General features: G+C 56.8%; 20 protein-coding genes, 3 tRNA genes and 2 pseudogenes. 10 read left to right on the top strand and 15 right to left on the bottom strand.

Translation table 11 applies throughout. The features are described 5' to 3' along the window. Window positions 1-9: 9 nt before the first annotated feature. The 5 genes from AK821_RS14195 to AK821_RS14175 all read right to left on the bottom strand — a co-directional run bounded on the left by AK821_RS14195 (window position 10) and on the right by AK821_RS14175 (window position 5,352). Window positions 10-1,032: an ABC transporter permease gene (locus tag AK821_RS14195; RefSeq protein ID WP_064390252.1), complete on the bottom strand. Its 1,023-nt coding sequence runs from the start codon at window positions 1,030-1,032 to the stop codon at window positions 10-12. Further along, entirely contained in the window at window positions 1,032-2,093 is a 1,062-nt protein-coding gene (locus tag AK821_RS14190; RefSeq protein WP_064390251.1) for a microcin C ABC transporter permease YejB, read from the bottom strand. Before AK821_RS14190 ends, AK821_RS14195 begins: the two co-directional genes overlap by 1 nt. Further along, on the bottom strand, window positions 2,093-3,961 hold the full coding sequence (locus AK821_RS14185) for an extracellular solute-binding protein (protein WP_064390250.1): 1,869 nt from the start codon (window positions 3,959-3,961) through the stop codon (window positions 2,093-2,095). The genes AK821_RS14190 and AK821_RS14185 overlap by 1 nt, the downstream gene beginning before the upstream one ends. A gap of 133 nt (window positions 3,962-4,094) precedes the next feature. Further along, the gene (locus AK821_RS14180) at window positions 4,095-4,376 is read right to left on the bottom strand and encodes a peptidylprolyl isomerase (RefSeq protein ID WP_007912303.1); all 282 of its coding nucleotides are present in this window, start codon (window positions 4,374-4,376) and stop codon (window positions 4,095-4,097) included. 97 nt (window positions 4,377-4,473) lie between these two features. Beyond that, a complete protein-coding gene (locus tag AK821_RS14175) occupies window positions 4,474-5,352 on the bottom strand; it encodes a lipase family alpha/beta hydrolase (RefSeq protein WP_064390249.1) in 879 nt (292 codons plus the stop codon). A gap of 338 nt (window positions 5,353-5,690) precedes the next feature. Here AK821_RS14175 and AK821_RS14170 point away from each other — a divergent pair, with 338 nt between their 5' ends. Then, window positions 5,691-6,869, top strand: coding sequence for a hypothetical protein (locus AK821_RS14170; protein ID WP_236708314.1), 1,179 nt, complete (start codon window positions 5,691-5,693; stop codon window positions 6,867-6,869). Between the two features lie 67 nt (window positions 6,870-6,936). On the opposite strand, the gene AK821_RS14165 is transcribed toward AK821_RS14170, so the two are convergent. Beyond that, a complete protein-coding gene (locus AK821_RS14165; protein ID WP_064390248.1) occupies window positions 6,937-8,013 on the bottom strand; it encodes a 3-deoxy-7-phosphoheptulonate synthase in 1,077 nt (358 codons plus the stop codon). A gap of 615 nt (window positions 8,014-8,628) precedes the next feature. On the opposite strand from AK821_RS14165, the gene AK821_RS14160 reads away from it, so the two are divergent. From AK821_RS14160 to AK821_RS14120, 9 genes and pseudogenes are all read left to right on the top strand, one after another. Next, the gene (locus tag AK821_RS14160) at window positions 8,629-9,390 is read left to right on the top strand and encodes a carbon-nitrogen hydrolase family protein (protein ID WP_064390247.1); all 762 of its coding nucleotides are present in this window, start codon (window positions 8,629-8,631) and stop codon (window positions 9,388-9,390) included. Further along, a complete protein-coding gene (locus AK821_RS14155) occupies window positions 9,387-9,830 on the top strand; it encodes a GNAT family N-acetyltransferase (protein ID WP_064390246.1) in 444 nt (147 codons plus the stop codon). Before AK821_RS14160 ends, AK821_RS14155 begins: the two co-directional genes overlap by 4 nt. A 127-nt stretch (window positions 9,831-9,957) precedes the next feature. Further along, window positions 9,958-10,599 carry a response regulator transcription factor GacA gene (gacA, locus tag AK821_RS14150; RefSeq protein WP_082355442.1) on the top strand — a complete coding sequence of 214 codons (642 nt, stop codon included), beginning with the start codon at window positions 9,958-9,960 and terminating at the stop codon, window positions 10,597-10,599. A gap of 2 nt (window positions 10,600-10,601) precedes the next feature. Then, entirely contained in the window at window positions 10,602-12,425 is a 1,824-nt protein-coding gene (uvrC, locus tag AK821_RS14145) for an excinuclease ABC subunit UvrC (RefSeq protein ID WP_064390244.1), read from the top strand. A gap of 32 nt (window positions 12,426-12,457) precedes the next feature. Next, the gene (pgsA, locus tag AK821_RS14140; protein WP_064390243.1) at window positions 12,458-13,018 is read left to right on the top strand and encodes a CDP-diacylglycerol--glycerol-3-phosphate 3-phosphatidyltransferase; all 561 of its coding nucleotides are present in this window, start codon (window positions 12,458-12,460) and stop codon (window positions 13,016-13,018) included. Between the two features lie 60 nt (window positions 13,019-13,078). Next, window positions 13,079-13,154, top strand: a tRNA-Gly gene (locus AK821_RS14135). A 46-nt stretch (window positions 13,155-13,200) separates the two neighbouring features. Continuing rightward, window positions 13,201-13,274: transfer RNA gene (locus AK821_RS14130), tRNA-Cys, on the top strand. A 195-nt stretch (window positions 13,275-13,469) separates the two neighbouring features. Next, window positions 13,470-13,556 (top strand) — tRNA-Leu (locus tag AK821_RS14125). A gap of 385 nt (window positions 13,557-13,941) precedes the next feature. Next, a pseudogene (locus tag AK821_RS14120) lies at window positions 13,942-14,166 on the top strand (allantoin permease); the annotation flags it as partial. Between the two features lie 116 nt (window positions 14,167-14,282). On the opposite strand, the gene AK821_RS14115 reads toward AK821_RS14120, so the two are convergent. The 9 genes and pseudogenes from AK821_RS14115 to modC form a co-directional block, all read right to left on the bottom strand. Continuing rightward, a complete protein-coding gene (locus tag AK821_RS14115; protein WP_064390241.1) occupies window positions 14,283-16,160 on the bottom strand; it encodes a glycosyltransferase family protein in 1,878 nt (625 codons plus the stop codon). An 89-nt stretch (window positions 16,161-16,249) separates the two neighbouring features. Further along, window positions 16,250-17,428, bottom strand: coding sequence for an acyltransferase family protein (locus AK821_RS14110; RefSeq protein WP_064390240.1), 1,179 nt, complete (start codon window positions 17,426-17,428; stop codon window positions 16,250-16,252). 377 nt (window positions 17,429-17,805) lie between these two features. Next, window positions 17,806-17,951, bottom strand: a pseudogene (locus AK821_RS30285) (IS3 family transposase); the annotation flags it as partial. A 99-nt stretch (window positions 17,952-18,050) separates the two neighbouring features. Continuing rightward, the gene (locus tag AK821_RS14105) at window positions 18,051-18,335 is read right to left on the bottom strand and encodes a hypothetical protein (protein WP_064390239.1); all 285 of its coding nucleotides are present in this window, start codon (window positions 18,333-18,335) and stop codon (window positions 18,051-18,053) included. A 111-nt stretch (window positions 18,336-18,446) separates the two neighbouring features. Beyond that, complete coding sequence (locus tag AK821_RS14100; RefSeq protein ID WP_008082703.1) at window positions 18,447-18,677, bottom strand: hypothetical protein; 231 nt, start codon at window positions 18,675-18,677, stop codon at window positions 18,447-18,449. 120 nt (window positions 18,678-18,797) lie between these two features. Continuing rightward, on the bottom strand, window positions 18,798-19,028 hold the full coding sequence (locus AK821_RS14095) for a hypothetical protein (RefSeq protein WP_064390238.1): 231 nt from the start codon (window positions 19,026-19,028) through the stop codon (window positions 18,798-18,800). Window positions 19,029-19,099: 71 nt separating this feature from the next. Beyond that, window positions 19,100-20,737: an ATP-binding cassette domain-containing protein gene (locus AK821_RS14090; RefSeq protein WP_064390237.1), complete on the bottom strand. Its 1,638-nt coding sequence runs from the start codon at window positions 20,735-20,737 to the stop codon at window positions 19,100-19,102. 144 nt (window positions 20,738-20,881) lie between these two features. Then, window positions 20,882-21,919, bottom strand: a complete 1,038-nt coding sequence (locus tag AK821_RS14085; protein ID WP_064390236.1) for a DNA topoisomerase IB — start codon at window positions 21,917-21,919, stop codon at window positions 20,882-20,884. Window positions 21,920-21,991: 72 nt separating this feature from the next. Then, complete coding sequence (modC, locus tag AK821_RS14080) at window positions 21,992-23,071, bottom strand: molybdenum ABC transporter ATP-binding protein (RefSeq protein ID WP_064390235.1); 1,080 nt, start codon at window positions 23,069-23,071, stop codon at window positions 21,992-21,994.

Here is a 23,071-nt window from a genome sequence, read left to right as displayed (position 1 = left end):
GGTCACGCTTCAGGATCGTGGGTCGAACGCGTCACGCAGCGCTTCGCCGATGAACACCAGTAAGGAAAGGATCAGCGCCAGGGTGAAAAACGCCGTCAACCCCAGCCAGGGCGCCTGCAGGTTCTGCTTGCCCTGACCGATCAGTTCGCCCAGCGAAGCGCTGCCGGCAGGCATGCCGAAACCAAGGAAATCCAGTGCGGTCAGTGTCGAGATTGCCCCCGTCAGAATGAACGGCAGATAACTCAGCGTCGCGTTCATGGCATTCGGCAGAATGTGCCGGACAATCACTTTGCGGTCAGTCAGGCCCAATGCGCGCGCAGCTTTGACGTATTCCAGATTGCGCCCACGGAGAAACTCGGCACGTACCACATCGACCAGCGCCAACCATGAAAACAGCGCCATGATCCCCAGCAGCCACCAGAAGTTCGGCTCGACGAAGCCCGAGAGGATGATCAGCAGGTACAGCACCGGCAACCCTGACCAGACCTCGAGCAAACGCTGTCCGAGCAGGTCGACCCAGCCACCGTAATAGCCCTGTAACGCACCGGCCGCAATGCCAATCAGCGCACTGACGAATGTCAGCATCAAAGCGAACAGAATCGATACGCGCGCACCGAAAATCACCCGCGCCAACACGTCTCGCGCCTGATCGTCGGTGCCCAGCCAGTTGACGCCCGTCGGTGGGCTTGGTGCCGGTTTGTTGAGGTCGTAGTTTGGCGTGTCGTCACTGAACGGAATCGGTGGAAACAGCAGCCAGCCGCCGTCCTTGCGAATCAGGTTCTGCACATAGTCGCTGCGGTAATCGGCCTGAAACGGCAATTGGCCACCGAACTCCTGTTCGGTGTGGCGCTTGAATACCGGGAAGTACCACTGGCCCTGATAACTGACCACCAACGGCTTGTCGTTGGCGATCAGTTCGCCGCCCAGCGTCAGCACAAACAGACCGATAAACAGCCACAACGACCACCAGCCCCGGCGGTTTTTCTTGAAACGTTCGAAACGCCGGCGACCCAGCGGCGAGAGCTTGAACATCAGGCATTCCTCGCGGCGAAGTCGATACGCGGGTCGACCAAGGTGTAGCAGAGGTCGCCGATCAGTTTTATCAGCAGGCCGAACAGGGTGAAGATGAACAGCGAACCGAACACCACCGGATAGTCCCGCGATACTGCCGCCTCGTAACTCATGCGGCCGAGACCGTCGAGAGAGAAGATCACTTCAATCAGCAACGAGCCGGCAAAGAACACGCTGATGAACGCCTGGGGAATGCCCGAGACCACCAGCAGCATTGCGTTACGAAACACATGCCCGTACAGCACGCGGCGTTCGCTTAAGCCTTTGGCGCGAGCCGTGACCACATACTGACGCGTGATTTCATTGAGGAACGAGTTTTTGGTGAGGATCGTCAACGTTGCAAAGCCGCCGATGACCAGCGCAGTCACCGGCAGTACCAGGTGCCAGAAGTAGTCGGCGATCTTGCCCAGGGTCGACAGCGAATCAAAGTTGTCCGAGACCAGTCCGCGCACCGGAAACCAGTTCAACGACGTACCACCGGCAAACACCACGATCAGGAACATCGCAAACAGAAACGCCGGCATCGCATAACCGATGATGATTGCCGTGCTGCTCCAGATATCGAAATGGCTGCCGTGGTGCACGGCTTTGCGAATGCCCAGCGGGATCGACACCAGATAGGTGATCAGCGTGGCCCAGAGTCCGAGTGAAAGGGTTACCGGCATTTTTTCGAGAATCAGGTCGGTGACCGTGGCGCCTCTGAAGAAGCTTTTGCCGAAGTCCAGCTGCGCGTAGTTTTTCAGCATCAGCCACAAGCGTTCATGGGCCGGCTTGTCGAAACCGTACTGTTTTTCGATATCCTTGATCAGTTGCGGATCGAGGCCACGACTCGCCCGAGAGGTACTGCTCATGGTTTCGCTGGAACCGCCGCCGACATTGCCACCGCCGATCCCTTGCAGGTGCGCAATGGCCTGCTCCACCGGGCCACCCGGCGCGGCCTGGATGATGACGAAATTGACCAGCAGGATAATCACCAGCGTCGGAATGATCAGCAGCAGGCGCCGTAATATGTAAGCCCACATCAGTGCGGCCCTCCGGGTCTGCTTCGACTGATTTTTTCAGCGGTCATCTGTTGATTGGTCAGCGCCGTGCTGCTGATCTCCCACCAGCTATCGATGGCTTCGTCATTGCTGGCTTGAACTGTCGGTATGCCAAAGCGGTTCCACCAGACGGTCGACGTGCCTGGCGGGTAGTAATTGGGAATCCAGTAGTAATTCCATTGCAACACCCGGTCGAGGGCGTGCGCGTAATGCAGCATGTCCGATTGGGTAGAGGCGCGGATCAGTCCGTTGATCAACGTGTCGACTGCCGGGTTTTTCAGGACCATGTAGTTGTTGGCCCCCGGATCGTTGGCCGACGCGGAACCGAAGTAGTTGAGCAGCTCGCCTCCAGGCGCGGTGGTGACCGGATAGCCAGTGACGATCATGTCGTAGTCGCGGCTCATCAGGCGATTGACGTACTGCGAGGAGTCGATCCGGCGGATGTTGAGGTCGATGCCGATCTGCTTCAATGTGCGCTTGTACGGAAGCAGCAGGCGATCCATGCCGTTCTGACTGACCAGAAACGTGAAACTCAGGGGCTCACCTTCAGCATTCACCAGTTGATCGCCGTCCGGTTTCCAGCCAGCCTGTTCGAGCAGTTCGAGGGCTTGCAGTTGTTTGTCGCGGATGATGCCGCTGCCATCGGTTTTCGGCGCTTGGAAGACTTTCGTGAAGACTTCGTCGGGGATCTGTCCACGCAGCGGTTCAAGGATTTTCAACTCGGCGGCATCGGGTAAATTTCCCGCGGCGAGGTCGGTGTTGGAGAAGTAGCTTTGCTGACGGATGTACAGGTTGCGCATCATCTGCCGATTGCTCCATTCGAAATCCCAAAGCATGGCCAGCGCCTGACGCACACGACGGTCCTGGAACATCGGTTTTTGCAGATTGAACACAAAACCCTGGGCCGATTGCGGGGCCTCGGTGGCCAGGTGAGCTTTCTGCAGACGTCCGTCGCTCAACGCCGGGCTGTCGTAGCCGATCGAGTATCCGGTGGCGGAGAACTCGCGGTTGTAGTCGTAGGCGCCGCCGCGCAACACCTGGCGGGCAACGTCGGTATCGCCGAAGTACTCGATGCTGAAATGGTCGAAGTTGTACAGGCCACGACTGACCGGCAAGTCCTTGCCCCACCAGTCGGCATTGCGTTCGAAGGTGATGCTGCGCCCGGAGTCGACCTTGCCGACGCGATACGGTCCGCTGCCCAGCGGCGGTTCATAACCGCCACCGCCGGCGAAGTCGCGACTCTTCCACCAATGCTCGGGGAACACCGGCAGGGTCGCGATATCCAGCGGCAGGGTACGGTTTTCGTTGTTCTTGAAGTCGAAACGCACGGTCAACGGTGCTTCCACTTCGACGCCTTTGACGTCGGCAAACTGAGTGCGATAACGCAGACTGCCCTGTGTCATCAGCAGATCGTAGGTATAGCGCACGTCTTCGGCGGTGATCGGTTTACCGTCGGCGAAGCGTGCCTTTGGATTGATGAAGAAGCGTAGTGAAAGCCCGTCATCCGAACGCTCGATCTTTTGTGCCACCAGACCATAGACGGTGTAAGGCTCGTCCATCGAGCGCTGGGCCAGCGGCGAATACAGCAGGCCGTCGATCTGCGTGACGCCGATGCCTTTGTCGATATACGGCAGCAAATGGTCGAAGTGACCGATTTCTATTGCCGAGCGGCGCATTGTCCCGCCTTTCGGTGCTTGCGGGTTGGTGTAGTCGAAATGGCTGAAACCGGCAGGATACTTGGCGGGTTCGCCATACACGGTCAGCGCGTGTTGCGGTGCAGCATTCACACCGCAGGCGCCCGACAGCAGGGCGAGGGCGGTAAGGATCAATGTTGGGAAAACCAGTCGCATTGTCAGCCTTGGAACCGGGTAATCGATAAGCGCAAGTTGTACGCGAGAGGCGCGCCAGTCGCCAGCCGTATGTGTAACTGAAACACAACGGCCCACCAAAAGGCGGGCCGTTGCAGAGCAATCGGACGACGAATCAGTCCTGACGGCTGGTGACTTCCAGCAGGTGATAACCGAACTGGGTCTTCACCGGGCCTTGCACGACGTTGATCGGTGCACTGAAGACCACGGTGTCGAATTCCTTGACCATCTGGCCAGGACCGAACGAACCCAGGTCGCCGCCCTGACGGCTGGATGGGCAAGTGGAGTTGGCCTTGGCGACTTCGGCGAAATCAGCGCCGCCTTCGATCTGGGCCTTGAGTTCGTTGCACTTGTCTTCGCTGGAAACCAGGATGTGGCGGGCAGTGGCTTTAGCCATGGGGAAAATCTCCGATCTATTTCAGTAAAGTGTGGAGCCTACCGGATTCAGTGGGTGAATTCTCGGCAAAGTTCCATTCAGTGGGTTCGCCCCCGATTTACAAGTGCACGGCCTGCAGGCGCATGGCGTGCTCTATATAGAGGTCGATCGGATCAGGTGTGAGTGATCGCAAGACCTTGGGCCTGCGCAGGCTGTCGAGGTGATCGAAAGGATAGTCCGAACGGATCACGCTGCCCAGATGCGAGCTGTAGCGACCGACGAGTCCGTCGTTCTGCCAGGCTTCGGTGCAAAAGTGTCCGGAAAAGGCCCGGCACACGGCATGTAACGGGTCGAGCGGACGAGGATTGGCCAGCGGATTTTCTGGCAGTGTGCCGCTCCACGAATAGTACCGAACGCCATTGACCTGTTCCGCACCTTGCCCTCCCCAGACAGGAGGCAGACCTTGCGGGTATTTACGATTGAAACGCGCAACACCTTCGGTGGTCAACGCGTTGAGTGCTGCTATGGCGTTCTGCGGCAACGCGAGTTGACCGCTGAGCAACGACAGGAAGTTCGCGAACTGCGTGGCGATTTCCTCGGCGAGATGTTCCGGTATCTGTCCGGGAACCAGCGCTTTGCGCAACAGGTCAGCCAGTTCCGAGCCATGATTTGGGCCGCTGACCGAAGTGACGGATGCGACGCTGCTGGATGCCAGTGCGGCAGCGTAACGGCATGCCAGGGCACCCTGACTGTGCCCGATCAAATTGACCTTGCCTGCTCCTGTGTCTTTCAACACCCGCGCGATCTGCATGAGTAATTGCTGGCCACGAACTTCGTTGTCATGAGTGGCCGATAGCTGCGGCACAAACACTCGGTTGCCCGCACCCTGCAATGCCTGCTTGACATCTTGGAACAGCTCGAAACGGCCTATCCGCTCAAAACCGAACAGGCCGTGGACCAACAGGATGGGATAGCGAGTTGTTGCATTCCGTTGCATGTTCCTACCTCTTTTCCAGACGTTCATAGGTGATTCCGCCGGATCACTGTAAATCACGTTGTCATGCAGTCGGTGTCCGAAAATACCGCAGTATTGAAGTGAAAAAGGACTAAAAGCTGTACGACATTTCAGCTCTGTTTGCGGGCATGGTCGGAACATTCAGCAATCTTTAGCGCTATTTTGACGGGTTCAATACCTGTGCCTTACGCCTTCAGACGCATTTCCCTCCGCTATGGAGTTGTCGAGGCTGACATCGAAAGCGCAAGCGTTGCTATTTAATGGCTCTCATTCGACGTTGTTGTGATCAGCGACGTTTTATCCAGGGAATGGAGCCACGAATGACCATGTATGACGCTAATACCGATGCTTGCAAGACGCTCGCAACAGACACCTCATTGCTGGATACCCATTCGGCCCTGCAGCCAAAACTGAGTTTCCGGGTGCAAGGCGAGACACTCGAATTCAGCTATCGGCCATGGCCTGTTACGGAGGCTGCGACCGTCCGGCATTTGCCTGCGCCGGCTCTCGAAGTTCTGGAGGGCGGAATGATCGATCCCTCACTGAACAAGGCCTTTGTTCGGGTTGCGCCTTACCCGCAGATGAAATGTGGTGACAAGCTGGTCTTGAATTGGTGCGGTCTCGATGCTGATGGACTGTCCTACGAATCTGTAACTTCGCGTTTTGTCAGTGCCGCGCAAGTGGGGCACGAGGTCGTGTTCGTCATCAAGGGTGTGCACATCGCCATGCTGGAACGCGGCTCGGTGGAAATTCACTGGACGCTGTTCAGCGTCAATCTGCCTGAGCCGATTTCATCTGATCGCTTGCAATTGAACGTAGGTGATCCCGAACCTGATCTGCTGGCACCACTTATCGAAGAGACCGTAGGCGGGACACTCGATCCGGCGCGTGTCGAGAAAGGTACAAACGTGATTGTGCGTCCGTATGCACGGATGGCCGTCGGGGACCGGATCCTGCTTGGCTGGCAAGGTGCAAAAAGTGAAGAGACGTTCAGTGATGAGTTGATGGTCGAAGCTTTTGCCGTTCGCGAAGAGCTTTCTTTCTGGATTACCCACGAACACTTGGCCTCGCACACCGGACAAACGGTAAGCCTCAGTTATCAGGTCATATCGGCAGAGGGTGAATTGAGGCAGTCGGCGATCTTGAGAATCCTGATCGCTCCCCTCGTTCGAGGCGAGCTGGCGGCACCGCAGGTTCTGGATGCGGAGGGTGGCGAACTTGATGTCGCCGATTCCATTGATGGCGTGACGGTGGTCATCGTCGATGCTCAGGCAGAGGAGGGCGAGTTGGTGTACTTGCGCTGTGATGGTGAGTATTTCAATCACCGTGATGATCGCGACATCACCCGGGAAACCGCCGGGGAGCCTCTGGTGTTTATTGTGCCGCACCGATTCTGGCGGGAGCACCGGGAAACGGTGGTGCAGGTGTCGTATACGGTGGAGCGACTGGATGATGTCAGTCAGGCTTCCAGCGCTACCCGCATACGTGTTCGTGCGTAATTTCCGTGCGGGCTGATCAGCCTTTCAGCCTTTGCGGACCAGGTGTCCGCAAAGGCTGTTGGCGAGGTCAGGCCTGAGATTGCGCGCGAAGCCGTTCGGCGGCGTTCAGCAGCAAGCGCTCCGTTGCGGCGAAACCCAGGCAACCGTCGGTAATCGAGACGCCATAACGCAAAGAGGCACTGAGTGGCTGGCAACCTTCGAACAGGTGAGACTCGATCATCATGCCGATCAGAGAACGGTCACCGTGCAGGCGTTGCTCCACTACATCGTTGAATACATCAGGCTGGCGCAACGGGTCTTTACCGCTGTTGGCGTGACTGCAATCGACCATGATCCGGCTCGGAATCTTCAAGCGGGTCAAGTCGGCGTGGATCCGGGCGACGCTTTCGCGGTCGAAGTTTGGCCCTTGATGGCCGCCACGCAGTACCAGATGGGTATCAGGATTGCCTGTGGTCTGGACAATGGCCGGATGCCCCTGGCTATCAACGCCGAAGTGTCGGTGCGGGTGGGAAGCGGAGCGCATCGCATCGACTGCCACGGTCACGCCGCCATCGGTGCCGTTTTTGAAACCGACCGGCATGCTCAGGCCGCTGGCCATCTCGCGGTGGATCTGCGATTCGGTAGTGCGTGCACCGATCGCGACCCAACTGAGCAAATCGTCAAAGTATCCGGCTGCCATGGGTTGCAGTATTTCAGTGGCGATTGGCAGCCCGCGGCGGATCATTTCGATCATCAGCTCGCGGGACAGCGTCAGACCACCGGCCATGTCGTCACTGCCGTCCAGATGTGGATCGTAGGCCAGGCCTTTCCAACCGATGGTGGTGCGCGGCTTTTCGACATAGGCGCGCATGACCAGCAACATCATATCGCTGACTTCGTCGGCGAGGCGTGCGAGTTTGTCTGCGTATTCAATGGCGGATTGCGGGTCGTGGATCGAGCAAGGTCCGACGATCACCAGCAGGCGCGGGTCGTCGCCATCAAGAATGGCCCGCACCGCTTGGCGGTGGGCGGCAATCTGCTGACTCAGGGCGCTGGTCAGAGGCAATTGCTGTTTGAGTTGCAACGAGCTGGGCAAGCGCAGAGTCAGTGCTTCGTTGGCAGAATCAAGAGTGGAAAGTGGCAGGGCAGAAACGGACGAGTTCATATTCGGTCTTCCTGGGCAGGCGGCGGGTGTTTCCCGCTCGCTCGGCCCTATTGGGGTGTTCGACAGTTGGCCGTATTGGCTACGTGTGTGTGCTTGCCACCTGTAGGTGACCGATCGGAGGCGGCAGGCTGTCCCGAGCGGAGGCTGGTAAATCGCCAGGCGAAAAAACGGTCGTAACGGTAATAAGTGGCGTAGGTCATGTCGTAATCCTCAAAGTGTCTGGTGTGTTGCTGGAAAATTTGTGCCTGAAAAAACAAAACCCCCGGTCGGGAGGCCGACCGGGGGTTGAGATTTCTCAGGTGGCGACCCGTCTTCATGGGCGCCGTGTGGGGTATCAGGCGCGCTAGTGGCTAAACCAATACCCAAAATAAAAGCTTGCAGGAGCGCAGACGTCATTCACCCGGGCAGACGAAACCGAGCGCGAGGCGCTTGCGGTACGTAGCTGTGAAAGGGTGTTGAACATGGTCTGTCTCCGATGAATGCGCCGAGCTTACTAGAGGCAGATACGCATCAGCAATCAGAAAATGCTATCGATTGCACAGGACAATGCCTATCGCTTGAGCGCCGCAACAGTTGTGACACACTCTGCGCTTTGCCTGAAACCAAGGACGAAACATGACAACTCTGACCATTGCTGCTGCTCAATCGGTTTCCATTGCCGGTGATCCCGCCGCAAACATTGTCCGGCACATGGAATTCATCGAATTGGCGGCGCTACACGGTGTCGAGTTGCTGGTGTTTCCCGAGTTGTCGCTGACCGGTTATGAGGGTGAAGTGGCGGCGGCATTGGCCATTGATCCGCAAGACGCCATGCTGCAACCGTTAAGGGATCTGGCACAAAAGCGCGGCATCACGACTGTCGTCGGCATGCCGATTCGTCAGGAGGGCAGTTCGGCAGTATTGATTGGTGCCTTGGTATTGGGCGCCAATGGCACGCTTGGGGTTTACAGCAAACAGCATCTGCATTGCGGTGAAGAGCTCATTTACTCCGCCGGGAACGGTGGCGCAGCCCTGCAAATCGGCGCGGACACGGTGGCCCTGGCTGTCTGTGCCGATTTTTCTCACGCCAGCCATGCGGCGGCCGCTGCCGAGTTGGGCGCCGGTCTGTACGCTGCGGGCGTATTGATCGGCGAGAAGGGCTACGAACCTGACACCGCGATGCTGCAGGGATATGCCCGGCAACACTCGATGGTGGTATTGATGGCCAACCATGGCGGTCTCACCGGAGGCTGGCAATCGGCCGGGCGCAGCGCCGTGTGGTCTGAAGACGGCATGTTGATCATTGCCGCTCCCGGTGCTGGCGATGAATTGGTGATCGCTCGTCGCGAAGGAGGCTCATGGCAGGGGCAGGTCGTCAGCCTCGCGAAGGCTGTATGACCTTTCAAATGCGCCGGGCCACGCAGGATGACCTGGCATTTGTGCGAACTTTGACCTGCGAGAACATGCTGCGCTATTACAATGATTACGATTTGTTGTGGCAGGATGAGGCGTTCGACGTTGCCTGGGCCGGACGTGATAACTGGTTGATGATCCGTGAGGAGGCGCCCTTGGGGTTTTTCAGCCTCAGCCGCGATGCGCGGGCGCTGTATATCCGCGAACTGCAGGTGACGCGGGCGTTTCAGCGCCAGGGCGTGGGTTCCTGGGCGATTGATCAGGTTATTGCCATGGCTCGCCGCGACGGTAACCCCGCTGTGCGTCTAACGGTATTCAAAAATAATCTGGCGAAAAACTTGTATCTGAGAAAAGGCTTTGCAGTACAGGGTGAGGACGAGTGTTTCCTGAGGATGCAGCTCGATATCGGTACACCTGTGCTCTGAAACCCACGGCTGGCAAGCCCTCAATGATGAATTGAAACTTTTTAAATGCTGCTTGCCGCTAGGTCTGTCTGGCAGTTTTTGCTAAGGTGTCCGGCATCCCAATAAGACCATATCGCGAGGTGTCTGCTTGATTAGGGGGCTAGTGGTCGATGACCACGATCTCGTTCGTACAGGCATTACACGGATGCTGGCCGATATCGATGGCTTGCAGGTGGTGGGTCAGGCCGAGTCAGGTGAAGAGTCCCTGATCAAGGCGCGGGAATTGAAACCCGACGTGGTCCTGATGGACGTCAAGATGCCCGGCATCGGCGGTCTGGAAGCCACGCGCAAACTGTTGCGCAGTCAGCCGGATATCAAGGTGGTTGCCGTTACCGTGTGTGAAGAGGATCCTTTTCCTACAAGGTTGTTGCAGGCAGGCGCGGCGGGTTATCTGACCAAAGGCGCAGGGTTGCCGGAGATGGTTCAGGCCATTCGCCTGGTATTCGCCGGCCAGCGCTATATAAGCCCGCAGATCGCTCAGCAGTTGGCGATCAAATCCTTCCAGCCGACCAACGATTCGCCGTTCGATGCCTTGTCCGAACGGGAGATTCAGATCGCATTGATGATTGTCAGCTGTCAGAAGGTACAGATCATTTCCGACAAGTTGTGTCTGTCGCCGAAAACCGTCAACACTTACCGTTATCGCATTTTCGAGAAACTCTCGATCAGCAGTGACGTCGAGTTGACGCTTCTGGCGGTGCGTCACGGCATGGTTGATGCCAGCGCCTGATCATGACTGAAGCATTCGATTCCGGCGCCTTTCTGTCCACCGTCAGCGGGCGCCCTGGCGTTTATCGCATGTTCGACAGCGACGCGCGTCTGCTGTATGTCGGCAAAGCCAAGAATCTCAAGAAGCGTCTGGCCAGCTATTTTCGCAAGACCGGGCTGGCACCGAAAACGGCAGCACTGGTCGGGCGTATCGCCCAGGTCGAGACGACCATCACTGCCAATGAAACCGAAGCGCTCTTGCTTGAGCAAACGCTGATCAAGGAATGGCGACCGCCGTACAACATTCTGTTGCGCGACGATAAGTCCTACCCTTACGTGTTTCTCTCCGACGGACAATTCCCACGTCTGAGCATCCATCGCGGCGCCAAGAAAGCCAAAGGCAAATACTTCGGCCCGTATCCGAGTGCCGGTGCCATTCGCGAAAGCCTCAGCCTGCTGCAAAAAACCTTTTTTGTTCGGCAGTGTGAAGACAGCTACTACAAGAACCGTACCCGGCCATGCCTGCAATATCAGATCAAACGCTGCAAGGCACCCTGTGTGGGACTGGTCGAGCCTGAGGTCTATGCCGAGGATGTACGTCACTCGGTGATGTTCCTCGAAGGACGCAGTCATGCACTGACCAATGAGCTGTCAACGGCGATGGAAGAGGCGGCGATCAACCTTGAATTCGAGCGCGCCGCTGAATTGCGTGACCAGATTGCACTGCTGCGTCGGGTTCAGGATCAACAGAGCATGGAAGGCGGCACCGGCGATATCGACGTCATTGCGGCGTTCGTCAACCCGGGCGGTGCCTGCGTTCATTTGATCAGCGTGCGCGGCGGACGGGTGCTGGGCAGCAAGAATTTCTTCCCGCAGGTGGGTATTGAAGAAGATGTCTCGCAGGTCATGGCGGCGTTTCTTGGCCAATACTTCATCAGCAGTCCGGAGCGCGACCTGCCAAGCGAATTGATCGTCAACGTCGTCCACGAAGATTTTCCGACACTGGTCGAGGCGATTCACGAGTTGCGTGGCCGCGAACTGACCATCAGTCACCGGGTGCGCGGAACGCGAGCTCGCTGGCAGCAACTGGCTGTAACCAATGCCGAGCAGGCACTGGGCGCACGTCTGGCCAACCGTCAGCACACGGCTGCGCGTTTCGAGGCTTTGGCAGAAGTGCTGAACCTGGAGGAGCCGCCACAACGCCTGGAGTGCTACGACATCAGTCATTCCAGCGGCGAAGCGACCGTCGCGTCCTGCGTGGTGTTCGGCCCGGAAGGTGCGATCAAATCCGATTATCGTCGCTATAACATTGAAGGTGTTACAGCAGGCGACGATTACGCTGCCATGCACCAGGCCTTGACCCGACGCTTCAGCAAGTTGAAAGACGGCGAGGGCAAGTTGCCGGATATTTTGCTGGTGGACGGTGGCAAGGGGCAGTTGTCGATGGCCCGCGACGTGCTTAACGAACTGGCCGTGCCGGATCTGATCCTGCTCGGCGTGGCAAAGGGTGCGACGCGCAAGGCTGGTTTCGAAACTCTGTATCTGAATGATGCAGCGCACGAGTTCACCTTGCGCGGCGACTCGCCGGCACTGCATCTGATTCAGCAGATCCGCGACGAGGCTCACCGTTTTGCAATTACCGGACACCGCGCGCGTCGTGGCAAAACCCGCCGTACGTCAACGCTGGAAGGCGTTGCGGGAGTAGGGCCGACCCGTCGACGCGATTTGTTGAAACATTTTGGTGGATTGCAGGAGCTGACTCGTGCAAGCATCGAAGAGATCGCCAAAGCCCCGGGGATCAGTAAAAAGCTCGCAGAGTCGATTTATGCAAACCTGCATAGCGAGTAGAATGCCCCTTCACCTCGTAGCCAGTTGTGCCGATGAATATCCCTAATCTGATTACCGTTCTACGCGTCCTGCTCATTCCGATCTTCATTTTGCTGTTCTATCTGCCTTACCAATGGAGTTACATGGCCTCCGCCTCGGTGTTTGCCTTCGCGGCAGCAACGGACTGGCTGGATGGTTATCTGGCTCGCCGACTGGAGCAAAGCACGCCGTTCGGAGCGTTTCTCGATCCGGTTGCCGACAAGCTGATGGTCGCCGTCGCACTGGTTCTGCTGGTGCAGGAACACGGCAATCTCTGGCTGACACTGCCAGCGGCTGTCATCATTGGTCGCGAGATCGTCGTTTCGGCATTGCGTGAATGGATGGCCGAACTCGGCGCCCGTGCACACGTTGCTGTATCGAACCTGGGTAAATGGAAAACCGCTGCGCAAATGCTCGCGCTGGTGATCCTGCTGGCCAATCCACGGGACTTCACCTTCTGGGTCGTTCTCGGTTACGCCTTGCTGATGGTCTCCGCCGGCCTGACGCTGTGGTCGATGGTTCAGTACCTGCGCGCTGCCTGGCCGCATCTGAAGACCGATGTTGAAAAGAAATAAAACTTTTTTGAATCAAGGGGTTGACGGAGCTTCTTAATTCTATAGAATGCGCATCACCAAGCGGGAATAGCTCAGTTGGTAGAGCACGACCTTGCCAAGGTCGGGGTCGCGAGTTCGAGTCTCGTTTCCCGCTCCAAGTTAAAACGCGTTTGTTGTTGTGCTACTGATAACAGACGTTTTGAGGCCGAGTAGCAAAATGGTTATGCAGTGGATTGCAAATCCACCTACGCCGGTTCGATTCCGACCTCGGCCTCCACTATAAACAAGCTCCGTAGATCCATGATTTACGGAGCTTTTTTATTTCCAGTGCGCAGCAAGATTTAGTCTTGAAATCAGCCACTGCGAACTTGCTTCACCGGGACGTGATGTATATATTTCCCGCTCGGCTGTTTAAACCTGCATCCTGCCAGGATCGCGACTCAGCAGCTGGAAAGAGCAACACCGCGCTACCGCCCGAATGGCGAAATTGGTAGACGCATGGGACTTAAAATCCCCCGCTCGTAAGGGCGTGCCGGTTCGATTCCGGCTTCGGGCACCATGAATATCAAGGGCTTGCGTGAGGTTTCTCATGCAGGCCCTTATTATTTGTTTTCCGCAATTTTTGAGTCTGCTCCGCTACCTAATTGGTCGGGCTGATTTTTGTGCCGATCCTTTCCAGATGTAATTCTCGCTCATTACTGCGGAAGTCCCTGAGCTGGTACTTGGCCTGCATGATGTCGGCGCTTGTTTCTGCTTTTGTCGGCGCCGGCCCAGCCACGAAGATCTTACAAACCTTTTTTCTCTACTCGTGCAGCCTCGCGCGCCGCGTCAAACCTCCCTCGCAAAGAAGCTGAAGGAAGGCGAACCACAGGCGATGCACCAGGTTTGAAAGGATTGCCATTGGCCGACGCTGCGCAAAATCACCTAGGCGCGATTGAGGAAGCTTGTGGGGACTGCTGTTTGTCTGGGCGACACAAACCCGGATCAACACCGCCAATTACTACCTGGCAACGTTGAACATGCAGGCGTTCTTCGGGCATTTTGGCGTGCGCGGTTCGTATTTGCTGTGGGCGTTGGTGGTCGGGGTAATCGTGTACGGCTTGATGCTCGCAGAGGGGTTTGCCTACCTGCTCAAGGCGCTGGCCTATCAGGGGATTTTCGTCGTAGCCGTATGGTGTTGCAATCCGCCGATTATCTCTGCCGGGGCGAACGGTAACAATTGCAAAGACCGCTCTATACAGGCGCCGTTGCCGGATTCTGTATAGAGCGGAGTTGGCGGTATGGACTATGTATCGAGGTAGCTCTCAAGTAGCTTGATTCTTGGAACCATTTGGCGCTCGAAACTGAACTCTCGGAGGATGGCCCGGCGTCCAGATTGGCCGAGTTGGTAAAGTTCCTCTCGATTGTCCATGTAGTACTGGAGGCGAGCGCAGATCATTGCGTAATCACGATTGATGATTTCCATCTCTTCAGGGGCGAAAATACGGGAGCCATCAAGATTCTGGTTCATGCTCTGGAAATCAGTCAGTAACATTGCAACGCCCTGCAGGCCCGCTTCGACGACACAGGTAGTCGGGAAGCCATCAAAGGATTCCGGGTAGGCTGGATCAAGTGCGGAATGTTGAATGTTTGGCGAGAGTATTACATCCATGGAAGCATAGAAGTCCGGGAAGAACGTTGCGGGCCTTGTTCCGTAAAACGTTACGTTACGCGCATCGCCCAGATCTATTATTGTCGCGTCGAACCCGCCGACGACATGGAAGTTGATTGATGGGTTGTTCGAGAAAGCTTTAATAACATCTGCAAAAACGTCATAGCCCTTTTCTGCACCGATGGCCGAATAGCGCTGCGCAACGAAGCAAACGTTGATGGCAGAATGATTGATAGAGCGCGGCAGGGGAGGCATCTCTGAATACAGTTCAGGGATGATTCCGCCAAAAATATGAACTATTCGTTCGGGACCACAGAAACCCTTGTCTATCAGATACCGGTAGGAGGTTATCTGGGTGGTGATTATTTTTTTAACCTTTGGGTTATCACAGAGACGCCGCAGCGACTCATCGGATCGCGGGTAATTGGGGGCAAAACCACCCCCTGGATAGAGCGTGAAAACAAGATGATCAGCTGAGGGCACACCAATCTGGGTGAAGAAAATATCGGCAAGATTCAGGAATACGCAATAGGCTACCTTGGGGTTGCCGATGTGATTTCTATCGAAGCGCCGGAGTCTTTCCTTGCTGATGTCGTTTGCTTTACAGAAGTCATCGACCTGATTCGAAAGTGCACTCTGCTCGCCAAAGCTGAACAGCTTTGCGTCGGGGCGGGTCTGCACGGAGCTGTCTTTAATCGACGTCAGATAGGTGGAAAACTCCCCATAGCGAAAAGATGAAATTTTCGAGGGGAACGCTGAATCAAGGAGCAAGAGGCGTGTTTCTGATGGTGGCGCAGTGTTTACTGCTTTTGCGTCAAGTATTTGATTTTTTGCGCTTCTGCAAATGCTCTCCAGTTCGGGTTGCAAGCCGTGAAGCTCCGGGTTCCTGGCAAATTCCTGTTCTGCAAGGCTTATTTCCCCCGCCTCGAACAGCAAATCTGCGTATATCGCGGAAAGGACCTGCGACTCAGGAAAGAACGACAGGAGTTTTGCTGTAAGCGCTTTGATCTCATCGATGCTTATTGTGCTTTCGTACCTTATCCAGCAGCCAAAGAGGAACGAGGCTGCCTGTTCAAAATATCCTGCTAGAGATGTCGCTGGTGTGCTGTCTGGCAAGGCATCACTGTACAGCGTAGCCGCGGCTGAAATCCGCTCATGGGTTCCGCTTTCCAATTCTAGAATGATATGCAGTGTAAGCGCCATCTGATCCGATGAGTTGTGCTCCAGTGCGAGAGAAACTCTCTTCATCGCATCAGCGGAGCGCAGGTTCAATGGGTAACGGCCTTCACCATGTCCTGCATCAATATAGTGCTGAAGCGGATCGACCCCCGCCGCCTGAATGTCCGGGTATTGTTTCAAGTAGAACTCTTTGTCGAGAAGCGCCTCGCACATTAACGCATGGGCGTTTTGCACATTGACTGGCGTTTCCTCAACTCGTTCAGGAGCTGTTTCGTTCGCGGTTGCGTTGATTTTGGCTTTTTTGCCGGAGAAAAAACGGAACAATCTTTCCATTCGTCTAACTGTCCATAAGGTTTAAAGTTAACGGCGGCGTGCCACCGTTAAAATTTTGATGCTGGAAATCTTCTTGTTTCCAGAACCGCTTATTGGCTAACTTTTGCATCCGCAGCATTTGTTGATCCTATACGACCGGCAATAGTTTTGCCGAGGGCAATACCAGGCAGCTCAACGAAACGGTAAACCAGATAGCTAAAGGTATAGGTGAGCAATATTACGATTAGCCAAATTGCCAGCGTGCCGGATATAAGTGACCATCCCGATCCCTTCGCCGCCATGCCGATCCGGGAGCCAACGATGGCAAGGAATAGGCCATGGAACAGATACACTGAATAGGAAACATCTGACATAAATGTCACAACCCTGCTGCGGCAAACCGTCTCTAGTACAGTCAAGTAACGTGCTACAGGACGATAGGGCACCAGCATGATTGCGATCAACGCCACCAGAGCGGTGAGGTAAAGTACTTGGTATCGGTAAATGTCGCCCAGCTTAGTGCACATTAGAAGTGCCAATAACACGTAGGCGGCTCTGTGCCATTTCGATGAGTTCGATATTGATGCGGCGCGATAAATCAATATGCCCGCGACAAATATCGGCAGTTTGAAGAACAACATAGAGGGTTCAAAAAAGAAATTGGCTTTGCCAGCGGCTACCGCTTGGTCAAATAGCCACATGAATGCGTACGAGAAGAGCGCCAGCGCGATTGCTGTTTTCCCCGTGCCAAATCGCTTCATCGCCAGGTAAATGAAAGGAAATACGACGTAGAATTGCATTTCCAGACTGAGACTCCAGTCCGGTAAAAACGTCGAGAAAGAATAGGTGGGAAAAAGACCGAATAGAAACGAGATGTGAAGCAGCAGATTGCCAACGGTGTAATTTGTTCTTGCTGGATCATAAACCCAATCACCTTGCCAGAGGGAGGGGTTCAATTCGCGCAGATGTGTATAACCACCAAGATAAATTGGCGCGAGGGCGACGACTAGAAACAGACAAAGATAATACGCAGGGGCCAATCGGAAATAACGACGCACGTAAAACCGTAGCCAGTTGGCAGGGTTTGACATCGGCTCGGTCGTTTCACGAGCCTGAACGGTATAAGCCATCAGTAGTCCGGACAAAACCATGAAGAGGTCAACAGCAATTTTGGGTGCTGGAACCGACATCTCCAACCATGAACCGCCCCAAATGAAACAGTGTCCGGTGACTACCCAAAAAGCCGCGAAGGCTCGGATACCGTTCAAAAAAGAGGTGTCTCTATTCATTTTTGCAACTTTCCATCCAGCGCGGGTTAAGCGTTAATGTTAACACGATGCCACTGTCTGATTTTTAGTCCCGCCCGTCGTGGGATACTTCTTTGCAGAAACAGCTGATCAGAGCATCTGAACCTCAAGCCAATCCCCCGCGTCAGACCAACAACTCCAAGGTATCAAACAACCTGACATCCTCCGCCCGCGCCGAACGCGCACGCCGGCGGATCACTTGGATCAGACATTCGACAAAACACTGCGCCGCCACGCCCAACTACACGTTGCGGGTGGTCACGATACAACGAATCGGTTTTTTGTCGAGCATAGGCTCCATCCTCTGCGACCCGATGCATGCGCTTGGGACTCCAATCTTGCCGACCATGCTTGAGTCACCACGTCAGAACGGTCGCTTTGCCTTGAATCACGTAGCGCTCCTGAGCCTCTTTATACTCAACTCGCCTTTTTCGACTTGATCGAAGACAGACAATTTGAAGGTCAGCGTGTATCCGCGCTGACTGCGCCTTTTTGCTGATTCCAGTACGTTCTCCTGAAAAAAGATCAGAAGCTGTAAACCTGATTCCGGACGTGAGACTGAGAATAAAAAAGGGGCCGAAACATTCGACCCCTTTTTTGTGCGTCAAACGAAGCGTTGTTGAGCAAAGCCGCGCGGTAAACGCTGGCGGCCGCCCATTGCAGTGAGACGTTCCTGCCACTCGGTACGCCAGTTCACCAGGCTGTGGCTGGGGTTGGTCTGGCGCGACGCTCGGCGTGCCGCATTGCGTTGATCCTTGCGGGCTTGTTTATACGCATCGGTATTGCGGCAGCTGCGGCACTTGACGCGATTGAGTTCGCGGCTCGCCGTGAGGTGTTGGCCCTTGTGACCACAGGCCAGATGTCCATCTGAATTGAAATGAATAACCATCAGACGCCTCCTTCGTGACGTGTATCTTTTTCGACCACGCACGACAGCAGGTGTTCATCAAAATGAAACCCCGGTAGAACACCCGCAAGTAACTCTGGCGCGTGAAAGCGCTTACCTGAACCGTGGCAGCGGCCGATCAACAGGCTTGAGCGCCGACAGCGTATTGCGGATCAATGGTGCGTCTTTCTCGATGTCGTTCAGACGATCGCGGATGCGCAGGGCGGTCGGGTGCCCGCCTTGGTGATCGACCCAGTCGGCGATCTCTTTGCAAGCGGCCGCGAGGCGTGCCTGCCGGGCGTCGAGCAGGGTGAGGAGGGTGGTGATGGACTCTTTTTCGGACATGAAACACCTCCGTTTTTACGAAACCTGAGCTGCAGCAAAAAGCCCGCGAGTCGCGAGCCTTCTGCCGTTGGGGCGCTGCTCCGTCAGCTGGTTTGAGTATAGACCCGCTTTTGCTCGGCATCAGCCGGAGGACTGGCGGGCCGTTAGTGGCGAACTGACTTTGTTGAGGCGCTGGCATTCGCGCTGGGCATCCTCTTGCGCGTCATAGCCATCACCGATGAACCCGCCGGTACGCGTGTCGCAGATGCGGAACCAGCCAAGGGCTTCGGCAGGATCATGCTGGCTTTCTCCGGCACGTCGACCGTGAATGATGATCTTGTTGCAACGCTTCACGACGAAAATGTCTTCCATGGCGTCACCGCAGCTGATTCGTGTCAGATCAACTATAGAAGGCCGCGGCAATCGTGCAAAAAATACACAGTTCAGCTCGTCGGTTGCCACTGCCAGCCAGTGGGGTGCCAACTCAGGACATGGCTGGGATTCAACGCCTTCAGAAATGCCGGGTCGTGGGAAACCGCGACAATTGCCCCTGGAAAAGTCTGCAAGGCGTGTTCGAACGCTTCCACAGACCTCAGGTCGAGGTGATTGCTCGGCTCATCAAGCAACAGCAATTGCGCTGGCACCTGGCGCCACAACGCCAGTGCAAGCGCCGCTTTCAGGCGTTCGCCGCCACTCAGTGACGCGCAGGGCAAAGTTGCCCGCCGTGCATCCAGTTGCAGGTGCGCGAGGTAGCTGCGCAAGGTGCCTTCGTCTAACGGCGTCCGTTGCGCCTGCAACTGCTCGACAATTGCAGTTCGTCCATCGAGCAGGCGCAATTGCTGATCGAGAAAGGCCAAAGGCACATGGGTGACGCATTCGCCGCTCGCCGGGCGCAGTTCGCCGGCGAGCATTCGCAACAGGCTCGATTTGCCGCAGCCGTTCGGCCCGCTGACGGCAATGCGCATTGGCCCATGAAGGGCAAGGTTCAGGCGGGCTGTCGGTGCGTCGACAGGTAACCACGGCAGACAGGCATCGATCAACGTGCAGACCTGTCGGGTACTCGGTACCGCGCTTCCTGGCAGGTTAATCAGCACGCCTTCCTCGGGCAGGACTTTCGCGTAGGCCTCGCGAACGCGCGCGTCGAGATCGGATTTGCGTGCTTGATGGCCGACTTTTACCTGCCCCATGATCTCTTTCGCGGCGGCTTTCAGCGCCGCTCGTTCGAAGCCGGAAACGTTAGCGGTGTCGGCGTTACGCCGACTGCCGGCAGCGTGGCGCTGGATCGTGTCGTGTTCGCGTTGCAGCCGTGATCGCTCACGCTGGCGCTCGTTGCGCGCCTGATCAAGCTGAGCCTGCGCCGCGGCTTGATGGATTCGACGCTGCTCGACGAATTGGGTATAGCCGCCGCTGAAAACGTTCGCGCCCAACGGCGTGAGTTCGACGATGCGCTGCATCCGCTCGAGCAGCTGCCGGTCATGGCTGACGATAATCAAGCCGCCACGCCATTGTTCAAGCCTGCGCATCAGCCATTCGCGACCGCTGCTGTCGAGGTGATTGCTCGGCTCATCGAGCACCAGCAATTGTGCGTCGCTCACCAGCGCGCCGATCAGGGCGACTTTCGCCTGTTGGCCGCCGCTGAGGCGCTCCGTCAGATCGGTGGTTGCGATATCGCCGAGGCCGGCTTCGTCGAGACTGTTGCGCAGGCGGTCCGGCAGATCCCAGCGCTCTGCGGCAAGGTCGAAATCGGCAGCCGAGGCCCGACCTTCATTTATCCTTTGCAGTGCTGCCAGTACCGTGGCGCTGCCTGTCGCCTCGGCAACGGTCTGCCCTGGTTGGGCGATGAACGATTGTGCAACGTAATGCACGGTTGCACAGCGTGTGACCGTGCCGGCAGTAGGGCGCAAATATCCGGCAATCAGGCGTGCGAGCACGCTTTTGCCGACCCCGTGGCGGCCAACGATAGCGGTTGGCAGTTGATCGAACTTCAGATTCAGGGCGTCGAAAATCATCCCGCCATTGGCAAAATGAAAGCTCGATTGATTCAGGGAGACGAGTGCGCGCGTACGCGAGACGTGAGTCATCGGCACCTCCAAAAAATCTCGTGAAAACAGACACGCGCCAAAAAAGGCGTGTCGCGAGGGCATTTTTAGAAGGCTGGGTTGTTCACGTCTGCGGTCGTCCTGAAGAGAGGAAGATGGCTAGCCTAGAGAACCTTACAGCGATAATCAAGGCGCGCCCGTCATCTCGCTCATCTGTTCGAGAAACATCGCCAGCGCTACTTCCTCGGCTCGCAGCCCTTTGCGCATACGTGGTCGCGGCAGATCGGCAAGGGCGCCGAGCATGAATTTTTCCACCACGGCAGGGTGGATATAGCACTTGCGACACACCGCCGGCGTGTTGCCCAACTGTTTGGCCACACCTTTGACCATCTCGACGACATGGCGCTTGGCTTCGGTTTCCGTTTCGTGAGTCAGCTTGCGTAGCACCGCCAAAGCCAGTGCACTGCCCGCCCAGGTGCGATAGTCCTTGGCGGTAAAGTCGGCGCCGGTCAGGGTTTGCAGATAGGTGTTGACGTCGGACGAGCTGACCGTGTGTCGTTGACCATTTTCATCAAGGTACTGGAACAGGTTCTGCCCGGGAATTTCCAGGCAACGCTTGATGATCCGCGCCAGACGCCGATCCTTGACGGTGATCTGATGTTCGATGCCGCTCTTGCCCCGGAACTGGAAGAGGATCGCGCTGCCGTTGATCTCGACATGGCGGCTGCGCAACGTAGTCAGGCCATAGGAGCGATTATCCCGGGCGTACTGTGTGTTGCCGACCCGAATCAACGTGGCGTCGAGCAACGTGATCACCGTGGCCATGACCTTGTCCCGGCTGAAACCGGGTGCGGCCAACAGTGTTTCCAGCTGTTTGCGCAGTTTCGGCAACGCCACACCAAATTCGCGCAGGCGCGAATACTTGTCAGCATCGCGCACTTCGCGCCAGCGCGGGTGATAGCGATATTGCTTGCGGCCCCGGGCGTCGCGGCCGGTGGCTTGCAGATGACCGCGCGGGTCGGGGCAGATCCACACATCGGTATAGGCCGGCGGCACGGCCAGGGCGTTGATGCGTGCGATTTCATCGGGAGCGATGATGCGCTGGCCCGACGGCGTGAAATAGCTGAACTTGCCGCGCAGCTTCTTGCGTGTAATGCCGGGCTGGATGTCATCGACATAATGCAGGTCGGATGGCAGTGCGTCATTCAGCGCGGTGTCGGGCATGGCGGCTTCCTTCGGTGGCGCGGCGGTCTGTAGAACGATTGACCGCGCGCGGTGGCCGTCGTGCCGAATGATTTAGGCGAGGACGGCGACGGCCTTGATCTGCGCCCAGAGCTGCTGCCCTGGATGCACGCCTAACTGATCCCGCGAAAACCGCGTGATCCGTGCCAGCAGCGGCGTACCGGCAGCGTCGAGACGAATCAGCACATGCGCAGCGTTGTCGGCGGCCTGCTCGCTGACCACCGTCACCGGCAGACGATTGAGGATGCTGCTGAACTCATCGTTGTGCAGCGCGAGGCTGATGTCCCGCGCATGTACTTTGCAGCGCAAGGCCTGCCCCAATGCCATCGGTGCGTGTGTCACTCGTATGGCTATTTCGGTGGCCGGCAGTTGCAGGCTGAGCAATTGATAATCGGCATCGTAGCCGCTGACCTTACCTTCAATGATCACCCCGGCGTCGTCGCCCAGCGCCATCGGCAAGTCCAGGCGTGCCAGAGTTTCGCCGATCGGTCCGCTGGCCAATGCCTTGCCTTCGCTGAGCAGCACCAGGTAGTCGGCGAGCCGTGCGACTTCGTCCTGCGCATGGCTGACGTACAGCAGAGGAATATCCAGTTCGTCATGCAGGCGTTGCAGGTACGGCAGGATTTCGTTTTTACGCTGGCTGTCGAGCGCGGCCAGCGGTTCATCCATCAGCAGCAGTTTCGGGCTGGTCAACAAGGCGCGGGCGATGCCGACACGTTGGCGTTCGCCGCCGGACAGGTGCTGCGGATGACGCTCCAGCAGATGCCCGATGCCGAGCAGTTCGGTGGCCTGTGCCATGTCGACCCGGCGTTGAGACCTGGCGATGCGCTTGAGACCGAATTGCAGATTGGCCAGCACTGACAGATGCGCAAACAGGCTGGCTTCTTGAAACACATACCCGATGGCGCGCTTGTGCGGTGGTACGAACAGGCCGTTGTCGCTGTCCTGCCAGACTTCGTCGTTGATCTGCACGAAGCCTCGTTCGGCGCGCTCCAGCCCGGCGATACAGCGCAGGCAAGTGGTTTTGCCCGAACCGGAATGACCGAACAGCGCGCTGACACCGCGTCCCGGCAAATGCAGATCGACGTCGAGGCTGAAGCCTGAGTAGGCGAGTTGCAAACGTGCATCAATCAT

Source organism: Pseudomonas sp. RIT-PI-r, from assembly GCF_001297015.1.
In the GTDB taxonomy this organism is placed as follows: Bacteria; Pseudomonadota; Gammaproteobacteria; order Pseudomonadales; family Pseudomonadaceae; genus Aquipseudomonas.
The sequence above is the reverse complement of the archived record's forward strand: the minus strand, read 5'-3'. Positions and strand labels throughout refer to the sequence as shown.

Bases quoted from the DNA above. Each gene is read 5' to 3' on its own strand.
- AK821_RS14100 (WP_008082703.1), bottom strand. From the start codon at position 18,677: ATGTCCGAAAAAGAGTCCATCACCACCCTCCTCACCCTGCTCGACGCC.
- AK821_RS14155 (WP_064390246.1), top strand. From the start codon at position 9,387: ATGACCTTTCAAATGCGCCGGGCCACGCAGGATGACCTGGCATTTGTG.
- uvrC (WP_064390244.1), top strand. From the start codon at position 10,602: ATGACTGAAGCATTCGATTCCGGCGCCTTTCTGTCCACCGTCAGCGGG.
- AK821_RS14185 (WP_064390250.1), bottom strand. From the start codon at position 3,961: ATGCGACTGGTTTTCCCAACATTGATCCTTACCGCCCTCGCCCTGCTG.
- AK821_RS14115 (WP_064390241.1), bottom strand. From the start codon at position 16,160: ATGGAAAGATTGTTCCGTTTTTTCTCCGGCAAAAAAGCCAAAATCAAC.
- modC (WP_064390235.1), bottom strand. From the start codon at position 23,071: ATGATTGATGCACGTTTGCAACTCGCCTACTCAGGCTTCAGCCTCGAC.
- AK821_RS14170 (WP_236708314.1), top strand. From the start codon at position 5,691: ATGACCATGTATGACGCTAATACCGATGCTTGCAAGACGCTCGCAACA.
- AK821_RS14190 (WP_064390251.1), bottom strand. From the start codon at position 2,093: ATGTGGGCTTACATATTACGGCGCCTGCTGCTGATCATTCCGACGCTG.
- AK821_RS14090 (WP_064390237.1), bottom strand. From the start codon at position 20,737: ATGACTCACGTCTCGCGTACGCGCGCACTCGTCTCCCTGAATCAATCG.
- AK821_RS14085 (WP_064390236.1), bottom strand. From the start codon at position 21,919: ATGCCCGACACCGCGCTGAATGACGCACTGCCATCCGACCTGCATTAT.
- pgsA (WP_064390243.1), top strand. From the start codon at position 12,458: ATGAATATCCCTAATCTGATTACCGTTCTACGCGTCCTGCTCATTCCG.
- AK821_RS14180 (WP_007912303.1), bottom strand. From the start codon at position 4,376: ATGGCTAAAGCCACTGCCCGCCACATCCTGGTTTCCAGCGAAGACAAG.
- AK821_RS14110 (WP_064390240.1), bottom strand. From the start codon at position 17,428: ATGAATAGAGACACCTCTTTTTTGAACGGTATCCGAGCCTTCGCGGCT.
- AK821_RS14105 (WP_064390239.1), bottom strand. From the start codon at position 18,335: ATGGTTATTCATTTCAATTCAGATGGACATCTGGCCTGTGGTCACAAG.
- AK821_RS14095 (WP_064390238.1), bottom strand. From the start codon at position 19,028: ATGGAAGACATTTTCGTCGTGAAGCGTTGCAACAAGATCATCATTCAC.
- AK821_RS14160 (WP_064390247.1), top strand. From the start codon at position 8,629: ATGACAACTCTGACCATTGCTGCTGCTCAATCGGTTTCCATTGCCGGT.
- AK821_RS14195 (WP_064390252.1), bottom strand. From the start codon at position 1,032: ATGTTCAAGCTCTCGCCGCTGGGTCGCCGGCGTTTCGAACGTTTCAAG.
- AK821_RS14175 (WP_064390249.1), bottom strand. From the start codon at position 5,352: ATGCAACGGAATGCAACAACTCGCTATCCCATCCTGTTGGTCCACGGC.
- AK821_RS14165 (WP_064390248.1), bottom strand. From the start codon at position 8,013: ATGAACTCGTCCGTTTCTGCCCTGCCACTTTCCACTCTTGATTCTGCC.